This window comes from Schaalia odontolytica, assembly GCF_024584435.1.
Lineage (GTDB): Bacteria > Actinomycetota > Actinomycetes > Actinomycetales > Actinomycetaceae > Pauljensenia.
Genome location: NZ_CP102197.1, coordinates 1,039,880 through 1,054,740 on the forward strand (window position 1 = coordinate 1,039,880; position 14,861 = coordinate 1,054,740).

General features: G+C 68.2%; 12 protein-coding genes. All 12 read right to left on the reverse strand.

Features of this window, described 5'->3' with window-relative positions; translation table 11 throughout:
• Positions 1-84 precede the first annotated feature (84 nt).
• The gene (locus NQK35_RS04615; protein ID WP_257114679.1) at positions 85-2,427 is read right to left on the reverse strand and encodes a polyribonucleotide nucleotidyltransferase; all 2,343 of its coding nucleotides are present in this window, start codon (positions 2,425-2,427) and stop codon (positions 85-87) included.
• Positions 2,428-2,610: 183 nt separating this feature from the next.
• Positions 2,611-2,880, reverse strand: coding sequence for a 30S ribosomal protein S15 (rpsO, locus tag NQK35_RS04620; protein ID WP_009211818.1), 270 nt, complete (start codon positions 2,878-2,880; stop codon positions 2,611-2,613).
• A gap of 194 nt (positions 2,881-3,074) precedes the next feature.
• Complete coding sequence (locus NQK35_RS04625) at positions 3,075-4,064, reverse strand: bifunctional riboflavin kinase/FAD synthetase (RefSeq protein ID WP_048741118.1); 990 nt, start codon at positions 4,062-4,064, stop codon at positions 3,075-3,077.
• A gap of 12 nt (positions 4,065-4,076) precedes the next feature.
• Positions 4,077-5,135 carry a tRNA pseudouridine(55) synthase TruB gene (gene truB, locus NQK35_RS04630; protein WP_257114680.1) on the reverse strand — a complete coding sequence of 353 codons (1,059 nt, stop codon included), beginning with the start codon at positions 5,133-5,135 and terminating at the stop codon, positions 4,077-4,079.
• A gap of 17 nt (positions 5,136-5,152) precedes the next feature.
• Positions 5,153-5,599, reverse strand: coding sequence for a 30S ribosome-binding factor RbfA (rbfA, locus tag NQK35_RS04635; RefSeq protein WP_034230845.1), 447 nt, complete (start codon positions 5,597-5,599; stop codon positions 5,153-5,155).
• A 103-nt stretch (positions 5,600-5,702) separates the two neighbouring features.
• On the reverse strand, positions 5,703-8,453 hold the full coding sequence (infB, locus tag NQK35_RS04640) for a translation initiation factor IF-2 (protein ID WP_257114681.1): 2,751 nt from the start codon (positions 8,451-8,453) through the stop codon (positions 5,703-5,705).
• A gap of 135 nt (positions 8,454-8,588) precedes the next feature.
• Positions 8,589-8,780 (reverse strand): YlxR family protein, encoded by a 192-nt coding sequence (locus tag NQK35_RS04645; RefSeq protein WP_232209805.1) that lies wholly within the window; start codon positions 8,778-8,780, stop codon positions 8,589-8,591.
• Positions 8,781-8,920: 140 nt separating this feature from the next.
• Positions 8,921-9,949, reverse strand: coding sequence for a transcription termination factor NusA (gene nusA / locus NQK35_RS04650; RefSeq protein WP_009211827.1), 1,029 nt, complete (start codon positions 9,947-9,949; stop codon positions 8,921-8,923).
• Positions 9,950-10,176: 227 nt separating this feature from the next.
• Positions 10,177-11,091 carry an ABC transporter substrate-binding protein gene (locus tag NQK35_RS04655; protein WP_202812257.1) on the reverse strand — a complete coding sequence of 305 codons (915 nt, stop codon included), beginning with the start codon at positions 11,089-11,091 and terminating at the stop codon, positions 10,177-10,179.
• Positions 11,082-12,716, reverse strand: coding sequence for an ATP-binding cassette domain-containing protein (locus tag NQK35_RS04660; protein ID WP_257114682.1), 1,635 nt, complete (start codon positions 12,714-12,716; stop codon positions 11,082-11,084). Before NQK35_RS04660 ends, NQK35_RS04655 begins: the two co-directional genes overlap by 10 nt.
• On the reverse strand, positions 12,700-13,725 hold the full coding sequence (locus NQK35_RS04665) for an ABC transporter substrate-binding protein (RefSeq protein WP_257114683.1): 1,026 nt from the start codon (positions 13,723-13,725) through the stop codon (positions 12,700-12,702). The genes NQK35_RS04660 and NQK35_RS04665 overlap by 17 nt, the downstream gene beginning before the upstream one ends.
• Before the next feature lie 10 nt (positions 13,726-13,735).
• Complete coding sequence (locus NQK35_RS04670) at positions 13,736-14,854, reverse strand: phosphotransferase enzyme family protein (RefSeq protein ID WP_009211831.1); 1,119 nt, start codon at positions 14,852-14,854, stop codon at positions 13,736-13,738.
• Positions 14,855-14,861: the final 7 nt, after the last annotated feature.

The following is a 14,861-nucleotide window of genomic DNA, read 5'->3' on the forward strand; positions in this document are numbered from 1 at the left end:
CAGTGTAGCCGTAAAAGGGCCGGTGGCCGGGCGGAGCACCTGCCCCGTCCCGGCCACCGGTCTGATTCAGCTATCGGGAGTTACTCACTCCTCGGAGAAGCCGTCCTCGCGGTCCTCGTCGCGGCGGCGGCGCGTGCGGGTCCGGGGGCGACGCTCACGGCGCTCCGAACGATCACGGCGCTCGCGACGCTCACTCTGCTCGCCCTCGCTGGCCTCCAGCTCTCCGGCCTCGCCATCGATGACGGCGTGCAGGCTCAGCTTGCCGCGGTCGCCGATCTCGTTGATCTCGACCTCGACCTGCTGGCCGACCTGCAGCACATCATCCACGGAGTCGATGCGCTTGCCGCCCACGAGGCGGCGCACCTGCGAGATGTGCAGGAGGCCATCCTTGCCGGGGGTCAGCGAGACGAACGCGCCAAACGAGGTCGTCTTGACCACCGTTCCGACGAAGCGCTCGCCGACCTCGGGCATCTGCGGGTTGGCGATCTGGTTCACCATGGTGCGGGCGGCCTCGGCCGAGGCACCATCCGCAGACGCGATGTACACAGTGCCGTCGTCCTCGATGGTCACGTCGGCGCCGGTCTCGTCCTGGATCTGGTTGATCATCTTGCCCTTGGGGCCGATGACCTCGCCGATCTTGTCCACGGGAACCTTGACGGTGATGATGCGAGGAGCGTTCGGGCTCATCTCGTCGGGACCGTCAATGGCCTGGCTGATGAGGTCCAGGATCGCCAGGCGAGCGTCGCGGGCCTGGGCGAGCGCGGCGCGCAGAACCTGAGAATCGATCCCGTCGAGCTTGGTGTCCAGCTGCAGGGCTGTGATGAAGTCGCGGGTACCGGCAACCTTGAAGTCCATGTCGCCGAAGCCGTCCTCGGCGCCCAGGATGTCGGTGAGGGTCACGGCCTTGGCCTGGCCGTCGACCTCGCCGGTCATGAGACCCATCGCGATGCCGGCGACGGGGGCGCGCAGCGGCACGCCGGCCTGCAGGAGCGACAGGGTCGAGGCGCACACCGAGCCCATGGAGGAGGAGCCGTTGGAGCCCATCGTCTCGGAGACCTGACGAATCGCGTAGGGGAAGTCCTCGCGCGAGGGCAGGACGGGCAGAAGGGCACGCTCGGCCAGGTCGCCGTGGCCGATCTCGCGGCGCTTCGGGGAGCCGACGCGACCGACCTCACCGGTGGAGAAGGGCGCAAAGTTGTACTGGTGCATGTAGCGCTTGGAGTTGACGGGCGACAGGTTGTCGATCTGCTGCTCCATGCGCAGCATCGCCAGCGTCGTCACGCCCAGGATCTGGGTTTCGCCACGCTGGAAGAGTGCGGAGCCGTGGACGCGGGGCAGGACCTCGACCTCGGCCGACAGGGAACGGATCTGGCGCGGGGTGCGACCATCCATGCGGATCTCTTCGCGCAGTGTGCGGCCCCGGATGGTGGCCTTCTCCAGGGAACGGAACGCCGCCTTGAGGCTCTTCTCGCCCTCGGGGAAACGCTCGGCGAGCGCCTCAAGCATCTCCTCCTTGACGGCGTCAACGGCCTCGTCGCGGGCAAGCTTGCCCTCGGTGAGCAGCGCCTGGGCAATCTTCTCGCCGGCCCACTCCTGGACGGCGGCGTACTCCTCGTCGGTGTAGTCCAGGAACAGCGGGAACTCGGCGGTCTCCTTCGAGGCCTTCTCGGCAACCTTCATCTGAGCCTCGCACAGCGCCTTGATGAAGGGCTTGGCGGCCTCAAGACCGTCGGCGACGACGTCCTCGGTGGGGGCGGTGGCACCGGCCTGAATGAGATCCCACTCATTCTTGCCGCCGCCGGCTTCGACCATCATGATCGCGACGTCTTCGGTGCCGTCTTCCTTCGTGACGATGCGTCCGGCGACCACGATGTTGAACACGGAACGCTCAAGCTCGCTCCAGCGCGGGAACGCGACCCACTGGTCGTCAATGAGCGCCAGGCGGGTGCCGCCGATCGGACCGGTGAAGGGCAGGCCTGCGATCTGGGTGGACATGGAGGCGGCATTGATGGCCAGGACGTCGTAGGCGTCATCCGGGTCGATCGTCAGCACCGTCTCGACGACCTGGACCTCGTTGCGCAGACCCTTGACGAAGCCGGGACGCAGCGGGCGGTCAATGAGTCGGGCGGCCAGGATGGCCTCGGTTCCGGCGCGTCCCTCGCGGCGGAAGAAGGAGCCAGGAATCCGTCCCGCGGCGTACTGACGTTCCTCAACGTCGACGGTCAGCGGGAAGAAGTCGAACTGGTCCTTGGGGTTCTTGCCAACCGTCGTGGCCGACAGGACGGTCGTTGCGTCGTCCAGGTAGGCCAGGGCCGAGCCTGCGGCCTGCTTGGCGAGGCGGCCAGTCTCGAAGCGCACGGTGCGCTTGCCGAAACGGCCGTTGTCGATGATCGCCTCTGCGGCGATGATGTCGGAGCCTTCCATCATGGGGCGTTTCTCCTTGGTGTGTTGGTATCGCGCTCCACTTCGGCCTTCGATCGAAGCCCACGGATCAACGCTCCGGAGGCCACTGTCGAAAACCGGCGGCTTGTGCGCGAGAAATACGGTATGCCCGAGGCGGGCGCATGAAAACCGGCCCGTCTCCGCATCGGGAGGCGGGCCGGCACGCGGTCATCGGCGCAGGCCGAGACGCTTGATGAGCGAACGGTAGCGCTCGATGTCGATGTCAGCCAGGTAACCCAGCAGGCGACGACGACGGCCGACCAGCAGCAGCAGGCCACGACGGGAGTGGTGGTCGTGCGTGTGGGTCTTGAAGTGCTCGGTCAGATCCTTGATGCGCTGGGTCAGCAGCGCGATCTGAACCTCGGGGGAACCGGTGTCGCCCTCGTGGGTCGCGTACTCGGCGATGATCTGGTCCTTGACGTCCTTGCTCAGCGGCACAGGCTTCTCCTTTGTATTCGTTGCGCGGGGCACCCGGGCTTGTCCCGGATGCTGACGATCCGCGGCCGATCGACGGCCTTTCTACAGTAGCACGCCCTCGCCCCGAGGCGACAAACGAGCGACGTAACTAACGAAACAGCTTGTCGCGGCGAGCGGGCACCGCGACGCAGCGCAGCGGCAAGTCGGGCGCCGCGCTATTGGGCGGTCACCGAGTCCGGGTCGACGCGTCCCGCGACACCGATTCCGAGAATGGAGGCCGTCTGCCTCAGGTCATCATCCATCTGCGTGAGCAGGTCGTCGAGGGAGGCGAAGGACTGCATGGGTCGGATGCGGGACACGAAGGTCACGGCGATGCGTTCGCCGTAGAGGTTCAGGTCCGATCGCCCCAGGACGTGCGCCTCGACCGTGCGCGTCTCGCCGCTGAACTGCGGGTTGGTGCCCACCGATATGGCGGCGGGCAGGAACTCGGCGGATTGGGTGCCGGGCACGGCGCGCACGACCCAGCCGGCGTAGACTCCGTCGGCGGGGATCACTCCTTCGACGTCCTCGGAGAGGTTGGCCGTCGGGAAGCCAAGGGCGCGGCCCCTCTTGAAACCGTGGCAGACGCTGCCACGGATGCGGTGCAGGTGACCGAGGACGCGGGCTGCTCCGGAGACGTCGCCGGCGGCCAGGAGTTCGCGTACCCACGAGGAGGACCAGCGTCGCCCCTCCGGCGCCTCAATGTCGGTGACGGTGATGACGTCGAAGCCGTAGGAGCGTCCCAGCGCCCGCAGGGTGTCGATCGTGCCCGCGTTTGCGCGCCCGAAACGGAAGTCCTCGCCGACCACGACCTCACGCGCCCCGCAGCGCCCGACCAGGTACTCGTCGACGAACTCGTCGGCGTCCAGGCTGTAGACGCTGGCGTCGTAGTGGGCCACGAGCGTCGCGTCGAGTCCTGCGGCAGCCATCGCGTCGAGGCGGTCGCGCAGTGGGGAGATGAGCTGGAGGCCCACCTCCGGCCGGTGCACCTGGATCGGGTGCGGGTCGAAGGTGATGGCGACCGCGTCGACGCCCAGCTTGCGTGCCCGTTCGACGCAGGTGGCGATGACCTTCTTGTGCCCGTTGTGCATGCCATCGAAGTTACCGATGGTCACCACGGCGGACTCGTTACCGGGGATTTCCGCGAGGGAATGCCAGACTTTCATGCTCTCTCTTTCCTAAAAGACCAGGACGGTTCTCAGGCGCCCTCCGTCGATGCGCACCAGGCCGAGGACGTTGCCTCCCGGGTCGAGCGCCGCGATCGGTGAATCGTCCCCGCGGCTCGCGGTACCCTCACGCGGGGAAGCGGCTTCGGCCCCATCGCCGAGGCGCCATCTCTCCAGCTCGTCGGGGGAGCGCTTGGGGGCCTGGCCATGGAGGAATGCGCCGGCCTCGGCGCCGCTCAGACGCAGGGAGGGGAACATGGCGCGGGCGGCGTGGCCCAGGGGAATCAGGGGGAGGACGGGCCGATCGCTCTGGGCGGTGCTCGCCTCTGCCGTCGCGGCGGCGAGCTCGTCCAGTGTGAGGGCTCCTTCCAGGGGGAAGTCTCCGACGCGCGTGCGGCGCAGCGCGATCAGGTGGGCTCCGACCCCCAGCGCCTCACCTGCGTCGCGCGCGAGTGCCCGCACGTACGTGCCCGAGGAACATTCAACGGCCACGTCCACGTCGGCGACGCGGACCGGGCGCTGCGTCCGCGGGGTGTCGGGCCTCTCCCCCGCCCCGGCGTTGTCGGCCTCTGCCACGGTGGCCTCGGCGAGGCGCGGCGGCGCGAGAACCTCCAGGCGAGACACGCGTACCGGCCTGGCCGCGAGCATCACATCCTCGCCCGCGCGGGCGAGTGCGTACGCGCGCTTGCCTCCCACTTTGATCGCCGAGACGGTCGTGGGAACCTGCATGATGTCACCGCGCAGGGGCGCGAGCGCCCGCTCGAGGTCCTCCCCGCTCAGCGAGGAGCACCCGCGCACTCGCGTGGGCACGCCCTCGGCGTCGTCGGTGTTGGTGGCGATGCCGAAACGAATCGTCGCCACGTACTCTTTCGAGTGTCCGCTCACCCACGTGAGGAGCTTCGTCGCCTTGCCGACGCCGACAACGAGGACGCCGGTGGCCATCGGGTCCAGCGTGCCCCCGTGCCCCACCTTGCGGGTCTTGGCCAGGCGACGCACCCGCGAGACAACGTCGTGGCTCGTGATCCCGGCGGGCTTGTCGATCACGAGGAGCCGGGGCGGGGGTTGTCGCAACGGCGCGCCATCGGCGTCTACGCCCGTTCCTCGTCGGCGTCGTCCTCGTCGTCGCGGCGATAGGGGTCGGCATCGCCGGCGTAGGACGCGCCGACCGACGCGGCCGCGATCGCCTCGTCCTTTGCTTTGGCCTGAGCCAACGCTTCCTCGAGTGCCGCCGCGCTCTCGGGGAGGGCGTCGAGAATGAACTCGAGGGAGGGGGTCAGTCTCAGCCCGAGCGCCTTGCCCACTCGCGAGCGGAAGAGTCCCTGCGCCGAGGCGAACGCCCGCGCGGCCCTGCTGCGCTGCTCGTCGTCGCCGAGAACCGTGTAGAACACGGATGCGTGCTGCAGGTCGCCCGTGACTCGCACGTCCGTAATCGTCACGAGCTCCAGGCGCGGATCCTTCACCTGCCGACCAATCATCGACGCGACCGTCTGCAGGATGCGCTCCTGCACCTTGCGAACGCGAGCCTCGTCAGCCATCGCGACCTCCTTCCGGGCGCACGCGCCCATCCTTCGAATCACTTAATGGTAGAAGATCGGGGTCCGAGCGCACGCCCGGACCCCGATACGTCACGCCTTGCGATCAGTCGCGAGCCTTCTCGCGCATCTCCCAGGTTTCGATGACGTCGCCCTCGGCGATGTCCTTGTACCCCAGGGTGATGCCACACTCGTAGCCCTCGCGGACCTCGGTGACGTCGTCCTTCTCGCGACGCAGGGACGCGATCTCGAGGTTGTCGGCCACCACAACGCCGTCGCGCACGAGGCGCGCCTTGGCGCCGCGCTTGATCGTGCCGGAGCGGACGATGGAACCCGCGATGTTGCCGAACTTACCGGAGCGGAACACCTGACGGATCTCGGCGCTGCCGAGCGCAACCTCCTCGTAGATCGGCTTGAGCATGCCCTTGAGGGCTGCCTCGATGTCGTCGATCGCGGAGTAGATGACGTTGTAGTACTTGATCTCGACGCCCTCGGCATCGGCCATCTCGGCCACGCGCTCGGCGGGTCGAACATTGAAGCCGATGATGACCGCGTTGTCGACGGTCGCGAGGTTGACGTCGTTCTGCGTGATGGCACCCACACCACGGTGGATGATGCGCAGCGCGACCTCGTCACCCACGTCGATTCGGAGCAGCGAGTCTTCCAGCGCCTCGACGGCGCCGGACACGTCGCCCTTGATGACTAGGTTGAGGGTGTCGACTTCTCCCTCCGCGAGGACCTTGTCGAAGTCCTCCAGGGAGACGCGCTTGCGACGCTTGGCGAGCAGCGCCTGACGCTCCGCAGCCTCTCGCTTGTCGGCGATCTGGCGCGCCGTACGGTCGTCGGCGGCGACCAGGAAGGAGTCGCCAGCGCGCGGGACGGACGTCAGGCCGAGGACGGCGACCGGGGTCGAGGGTCTGGCCTCGGAGACGTCGTTGCCCGAGTCGTCGAACATGGCTCGCACGCGGCCGTGGGAGGAGCCCACGACGAGCGAATCGCCGACGCGCAGCGTACCGCGCTGAACGAGCATGGTCGCAACCGCGCCGCGCCCCTTGTCGAGGTTCGCTTCGATGGCGACACCTCGGGCGTCCGTGTTCGGGTTGGCCTCCAGGGTCAGCGCCGCATCCGCCGTCAGCAGGACAGCCTCGAGGAGCTCGTGGATGCCCGTGCGCTGCTTGGCCGAGATGTTGACGAACATGACGTCGCCGCCGTATTCCTCCGCGACCAGGCCGTACTCGGTGAGCTGGGAGCGGATCTTGTCGGGGTTCGCGCCGTCCTTATCGATCTTGTTGACCGCCACGACGATGGGCACTCCGGCCGCCTGGGCGTGGTTGATCGCCTCGACCGTCTGCGGCATGACGCCGTCATCGGCCGCGACCACGAGGATCGCGATGTCAGTGACCTGGGCGCCGCGAGCACGCATGGCGGTAAAGGCCTCGTGTCCGGGGGTGTCGATGAAGGTGATGCGTCGGGGGGTTCCGTCCTCCGCCTTGACCTTGACCTGGTAGGCACCGATGTGCTGGGTGATGCCGCCGTGCTCGCTGTCGACGACATCGGTGTGGCGAATGGCGTCGAGCAGCTTCGTCTTGCCGTGGTCGACGTGGCCCATGACGGTGACGACCGGGGGCCGGGGCGCCATGTTCTCGGCGTCATCAAGCTCTTCAGCTTCGAGGTCGATGTCGAAGGACTCGAGCAGCTCGCGGTCCTCGTCCTCGGGGGAGACGACCTTGACGTCGTAGCCGAGCTCGGCGCCCAGGGCCTCGAAGGTGTCCTGGTCCAGGGACTGGGTGGCCGTGGCCATCTCGCCCAGGGCGAAGAGGACCGTCACGAGGGCTGCGGGATTGACGTCGATCTTCTCGGCGAGGTCCGCCAGGGACGCGCCCTGGCGGATGCGGATCTGTGCGCCGCCTCCGCGCGGGATGGACACGCCGCCGATCACGGGAGCATTCTGCTGCTCGTACTCTTGACGCTTGGCGCGCTTGGACTTGCGTCCGCGCTGCGAGCGGCCACCTCCGCGGCCGAACGCGCCCGGCGTGGAGCCGCGACCGCCGCGACCGCCGCCGCGGGGTGCGCCGAAGCCGCCGCCGTTGTTCTGGGGGGCGCCACCGCCCGCTCCGCCGCCGGGGCGGGCGCCGCCGCGTCCGCGTCCGCCGCGTCCGCTGCGCTCGCCGCCGGATGCCGCATTGCGCGCGAAGTTGGCCTGGCCGGGCATCATCCCCGGATTCGGGCGGTTTCCACCGGGACGGGGCGCGCCGGGACGAGGCCCGCCACCGCTGGCGCCGCCGGGACGGGGTGCGCCGGGACGGGGGCCGCCGCTGGAGGCAGCGCCGGGACGGGGGCCGCCGGGACGAGGCCCGCCGGGGCGGGGCATGCCCTGCGAGGAGGCGTAGGGGTTGTTGCCCGGTCGGGGGCCGCCGGGACGAGGCCCGCCGGGGCGAGCCGAGCGCGGGGCGGGCTTGGGAGCAGCCTCAGGCTTCTTACCCCGTGGCTTAGGCGCACCGGGCTTGGGCGCACCGGGCTTGGGCGCATCGGCCTTGGGTGCTCGCGCCTTCGGCGTCGGAGCCTCCGTGGTGCCCCGGCCGCTCGCCGGGGCCTTGGGGGCGGCCGCCTTGGGGGCCGACTTCTTGGCGGCGGGCTTTGCCGGTGCCGCCTTGGGTGCCTTCGGGGCGGGCTTCGCGTCCGCCTTCTTCGCCTTTGGTGCCGACGCGAACTTCTCGCGCATCTGCCGCACGACCGGGGGTTCGAGCGAGGACGACGAAGACTTGACGAATTCACCCGCTTCCTTCAGGTGACCCATCAGTTCTTTGCTGGTGATTCCGAGCTCTTTCGCGAGCTCGTGGACACGCAACTTTGCCACATTTCTCCATTCCGGAAGCGCCTCCGGTCCGGAGACGCACTACTGATATTGCTGGCAGCTCATCGCTGGGTACTCATCGGGTGCCCATCAGCTTCCAACCCGCTTCCATTTTCTCGGTGTTGATGGCGCTGGCCATCACTGGGTATCGATCAGCTCCTCCACGTCCTCCCACACGTCGTCCGCAACGTTTCCGTTTCGGAAGGCGCGTGCGAGTGCGCGTCTGGTCCGAGCCCGCTGGACGCACCCAGCGTCGGGGTGGATCCAGGCTCCGCGACCGGGAAGAGCCGCCGCCGGGTCAACGCGAATCAACCCGTCCGGTGAGCGCACGATCCGCACCATGTCGGATCTGCGCGCGAGTGCGCCGCATCCGATGCACGTGCGCCACGGCCCACAGGGGGGTGCTGGCGGCACGGGATACGACACAATCCCCTAGCTTAGTCCAGCCCGGGGAATGCTCGTCCGTGATTCTATGAGCGACGTGTCACGTCGTCGGGCGTCGACACGCGCGACGCGATCGCGTCATCACCGGTTTCCGTGTCGGCGTGGATGTCGATGTGGAAGCCCGTCAGGCGCGCGGCCAGTCGAGCATTCTGTCCCTCCTTGCCGATGGCAAGGGAGAGCTGGAAGTCCGGCACGATCGCGGTCGCGGTGCGGTTGTCGACCGAGTGGACGACCACGCGGGTCACGCGCGCCGGCGACAGGGAGTTGGCGACAAAGCGCGCCGGATCGTCGGAGTAGTCGACGATATCGATCTTCTCCCCGCCCAGTTCGGCCATGACCGAGCGCACGCGCGCACCCATCGGCCCGATGCACGCGCCCTTGGCGTTGATGCCGTCGCGCGTGGCAACAACCGCGATCTTGGTGCGATGTCCGGCCTCGCGGGCGATGGCCTTGATCTTGACGAGGCCCTGCTGGATCTCGGGGACCTCGCGCTGGAACAGTCCCGCCACGAGGTTGGGGTGGGTGCGTGAGAGCGTGATGCGGGGCCCGCGCTCGGTGCGTTCAACGCCGACGATGTATGCGCGAATGCGGTCTCCGTGCCGGTAGGTTTCGCCGGCCGTCTTCTCCCCGTCAGGAAGCACGGCCTCGAAGTCGTCGGACACCTGGACCATCGTGGGGCGACCCGGCCGGGGGGCTTGAACGGTGCCGGTGATGACCTGGCCCTCGCGCCCCGCGAAGTCGCCGAAGACACGCTGGTCGTCAGCGTCACGCAGGCGCTGCATGATGACGGATCGAGCCGTCGCCTGAGCGATGCGCCCGAAGTTCTTCGGAGTGTCGTCGAATTCTCCGATGGGGTTGCCGTCCTCGTCCTCATCCATGGCCATGACGGTGACGCGGCCCGTCTTCTTGTCGATCTCGATGCGGGCTTGGGAGATCGCGCCGGGCAGGTTGTGGTACGCCTTGAGGAGCGCCTCTTCGATGGCGTCGACCAGGGTTTCAAGGCTGACACCCTTCTCGTTTTCCACCATCCGCAGAGCGGTCATATCGATTTCCATGATCTCCTACTTCCCCGTTGTGAAGCCGACGCGTGTGCGCGCCTTCCTCCTGTCCTGATAGTCAATGGTAATCGCTTCACCGTCAACATCGCTTGTTCGCCGGTCTCGGCGGCTTCGAGACACGCCCCACGCACTCTGCCCGCGCGTCTCGGTTACCCCCGCCGAGCGCCCCCGTCGCATTCGGCGGGGGCACTCGTTTCCCGGGCGGGCCCGCGCGGTGTGCGGGCTCAGGGCAGGAACGCGTTCGTCCACGCCCCTTTCAGGGATTCAATCGAGCTTCCTTCCTCGAGCCAGCCTCCGCTCTCCATCCACTCCGTGTAGGTGGTGACGAGGTGCTCCTGGATCTGCCCCCAGCGCCCCGCGGGAGTGAACCACGAGTCGCGGATTGCCCGCAGCGAGGCCCGCAGGACGCTTGGGTTCACGTGACACATCGGCCAGCTCATCGCCTCGACTGCGGCATCCTCATCGTCCATGGCTTCCCGGTATCCGCGTTCCGTCCCTGCGAGGAAGGCACGCACAAACTCGGGGTTGCGTTCGAGCAGATCCTGGCGCACCGACAGGAAGTAGGAGTGGTGGGGAGCCACGCCCACCGAGTCGAACTCGAGGATCACGACCTCTTCCGGCGGGGTGTTCCCCTGGAAGGGCTCCCATGCTCGCACGTTCATGACGGCGTCGTAGAGGCCCTGCTCGACCGCCCGCACGTCGGGTTCCCAGTTGCCGGGATCCGCGAATCGCACCCGGTCGGCGTCGCCCCCATCGGCGGCGACGGCCTGGCATACTTCGTGAATCAGGCGGGGCACGGGAGGCACCGCGATCGTCTTGCCTTCGAGGTCGGCGAAGCGGGTGATGCCGGTGTCGGGCGTCGTGATGACAGCGCCGAGCTGACGCTGGTTGAGCGTCGCGACGGCGACAAAGGGCGTGCCGGTGGTCCGCGATTGGAGGACGTGGCCCAGGCGAAGAGAGGCGACGTCGCACTCCCCGCGCGCGAGCACCTCGGGGGCTCCTCCCCTGTCGTATCCGTCCGAGACGAGGTCGACGTCGAGGCCGAGCCGGGCGAATCCCCCGTTCCTGCGGGCCAGGAAGAGTCCCGCGTGGTTGGGCCAGGGGTGGACGTATTCGAGCATGACGCGTGTCAGTGACATGGTGTTCCTTCGTTCGTCGTGCGCCCGTCGGGTGTTGTGAGGGCGTCTTCCACGCGGGCGCACAGGTCGTGGAATCGCTTGAGTCTTCTTGTTTCTGCCCCGCGGGGGCGGGGCAGATCGATGGGGATGGAACGGGTGACGCGACCGGGGCGCTCGCTCATGACGTGGACCTCGTCGGCGAGCTGAACCGCTTCGAGGATGTCGTGCGTGACGATGACTGTGGTCCGGGGGTTTTCGTGAAGGACCCCCGCCAACCAGTCGCACGCGGTCGCCCTGGTGAGCGCGTCGAGCGCACCGAAGGGTTCGTCGAGGAGGATCGCGCGGGCCGGGGTGAGCATCGTTCGCGCGAAGGCGATGCGGGCGCGCATGCCTCCGGAGAGTTCCTCGGGGCGGTGCGAGGCGAAACCGCCCAGACCGAGGTCCTCCAGAGCGGCCTGGGCAGCGTTCCTCGCGTCCTCCTTCGACGTGCCCGCCAGGACCAGGGGGATGGCCACGTTGTCGCGGACGTTGAGCCAGGGGGCGAGGGAGTCGGACTGCGGCATGAGGGCTCCGCACGAGCGGCCCTTGACCCGCGCCTCGGACGCGGAGTCGGGGGCCTCGAGTCCCGCCACGATCCGGATCAGCGTGCTCTTGCCGCAGCCGGAGGGACCAACGACCGCGGCGATCCTTCCCGCCGACACCGCGAGGCTGGCCCCGCGCAGGGCGCATACTGCCCCTCGCGAGGAGTCATACGTCTTCGCAATGTTCTCCAGCGCGATCGGTCCGGGAGCCAGGTCCTCGCCTTCCGTCGCCTTCCCTCGCGGCGACGGGAGGCGACGCCGGTAGGTGAGGGCCTCTGCCGCGCCGACAAGCCCGTACAGGAGGAGCGTCATGACGACGAGCGTTCCGGCTCCCGCGAATACGAGGTCTGTGCGAAACGAGGCCTGGGCGCTCAGGAGGAAGACCCCGAGGCCTCGCTTGGCGCCCATGAACTCCGCGGTGGCTGCGCTCGCGAAGGCGTAGGTGGCTGCAATGCGGATGCCCGAGAAGAGGTGGGCGTGTGCCCATGGCAGGCGCGCGTGAATCATGATCCAGGCGCGCGAGGCTCCCGCGACGGCCAGAGGATCGGTGAGTGCTCCCGGGGTGAGGTTGACTCCTCTCAGCAGCGCCAGCGCAACCGGAAAGGCCGTAAACACGGCGACGACAACAATTTTGGAGGTGATGGAGAATCCCATCCAGATCACCATGAGAGGCGCAACGGCGATGAGTGGGATGGTCTGGGAGACCACGAGGATGGGCGCGGCAATGCGTGCGGCGCGAGGCCACAGCGAGGCGGCGAAGGCCAGGAGCATCCCAAACGCGATGCCCGCCGCCATTCCCGCCATCCCCTCGGCGGCCGTGGTCCACGCCGCACACGCCAACGAGGACGAGCGAGCGGCAGCGGAGGCGAGGATCGTGGCCGGGGCGGGCAGCACCCGGTCGGGCAGACGCGCGAGGTCATGCAGCGCCTGCCACGCCGCCACGACCGCCGCCAGTCCGACGGCCGCCCAGGCGGCCCGCGCCGCGTGCGCGCGCATACGGGCCGCGAGGCGCCCGCCCGGCGCACCCCCTGCGCGGCGCGGGACTGCCCTACTCGAGGAGGCCATTGCTCACCATGTCTGCGGCCGACAGGCCGGGGGAAACGGGGTTTCCGGAAGAGTCCTCGAGGAGGCCCTGCGCCTCCAGGTAATCGATGTAGCTCTGCCATCGATCGAGGTCGGCGTGTCCGACGCTGTCGCTGGCGTCCTTCCAGTAGCGTGACGCGAGCATCTCCTGGCTCTTGGCGGCCAGTTCCCGGTCGATGGAGGCGTCTGGGTTGGCGTCGATGAGCGCGTCGACCGCGCCTGCCGGGTCGGCAACGGCGTCCGCGTAGCCCCTCTGGGTGGCTTGTATGAAGCGCCGCGCCAGGTCTGGGTTCTCGTTGAGGTAGGCGGGGGTTGTTGCCAGTCCAAGCTCAGCAGGAGTCGTTTCGACGCCGTAGTCGGCGGGCATGAACCACTTGAGGGGGGTGCCCTCAAGGTCGGCCTCGATGCCCTCCCACGTCGTGAGCCCTTCGGCGAAGTCCGCACTTCCGTTGTAGACGGCCGCGTAGGCGCTCGTGCCCAGCAGAGCGGTCTCCACGTTTCCTTCGCCTCCGTCGTTGCGGATCATCGCCCGCACCTTCGCAACCCCTTCGGAGGCTCCCCACGTGGCGAAGAGTTTGCCGTCGAGGTCGGCCGGCCTCGTGATGTCGGCATTGTCCGCCCGCACGGCGATTCCTTGCGACGATTGCTGTTGGAGGTTGAAGACCATCGTCATGGCGTCCCCGCGAGCCCGGGAGCCAATGACGGAGTAGGCGCCTTCGAAGGCGAAGTCGGCGCCTTTGGACAGGAGGACGGAACCCGATCCTGCCTCGGAGTAGGGCAGGATTTCCACGTCGATTCCGGCTTGGTCGTAGTAGCCGCGGGCCATGGCGAGGTAGATCCCCGAGTGATTGGTGTTGGGCGTCCAGTCCAAGGCCACGCTGACGGTTTGTTTCGCCGAGCCGCCCCGCTCGTCTGTGCTCGCACCTGCGCAGCCGGTCAGGATGGCGCAGGCGGATAGTAGCGCGGCGGATGCCGCGAGTGCGCGTCTCATGTCTGTCCTCTCAGTCGTGGGTGAGCGCGTCGTCGAGCCACGCCAGGTAGTCGCGCCCGCTCGGGCGCGTGAACCACCTGGTGTGCTCGCCGAAGAAGATGTCGAGGCACCAGTCGGCGCCGTGGAGGGAACGGGTTGCCCCGTACTGGTACTCGATCCAGTTCAGTGCCGCTTCGGCTTGGACGAGGGGCATCATGGTGACGAGTCCACGCCTCTCGTCGGGGCTCAGCGGGCGGATCTCTTCGTAGCCCTCGATGAGTGCCAACGTGACGTCTGCGCGTACGGCGTCTTCGTCGCCATCGACGATTCGTGTCCATTCGAAGGCATTGCGTTCGATCGCGAGCGCCAGGTCGTAGACGGCCGGGTTTCGGTCCGCCAGGCCGAAGTCGATGACCTGTGAGGGGTTGTTTCCGTCCCAAAAGACGTTGGAAACGTGCAGGTCCCCGTGGGTCCATGCGACCGGCAGCCTGGGTGCTATGTCCGCGTAGGAGGCCGCGAATTGCAGGTGAGGCGCCCACTGGTCTTCGATACGCCGCCCCGAGTGCGCCAGGTATGCCCGAACACCGGGGCGTTCGGCGAGCCATCGGGGCAGGTTGCGCCTGGGATCGGAGGCGAAGAGGTGCATGCTCGATTGATAGGCGCACGCGGGGTTACGTCTCGCGCGATAGCCGGCCGAGGCGATAGCCAGGCGCGCGGTCATGGCTCCCAGGGCGCGGGCCTCGTCGAGGGTGCGGGGCACCGTCCAGGTGGGGGCGTCGCGGTATCGGTCCTCGCCTTGGGCACCTTCGTATACCTCCCACGTTCCGGCGGGTGTTTCCCAGAGGGTGTCGTGGTCGGCGAAGCGTAGGAGGGCCGGTGTGGGGATGCCCCTGTCACGCACGTGGGCGACCAAGCCGTGGACCGCTCGCAGGTGGTCGGCGGGAAGCGTGCGAGGGCCGTGTCGTTTGATGAAGACGGTGCGAGGGCCGACGTCGACGAGGATTCCCGCAGTGGTGGGGCGATTCGACACCGTCAGTGGGGTGCCGGCCAGGGGTTGTTCGAGGCGTCCGAGGACGTCCGCGATCTCGGAATCGGAGATGACGGGCCAGGCCCTGGTCGTCACATCAAGGTGCGCGTTCTTCTCGTTCACTGCGGCT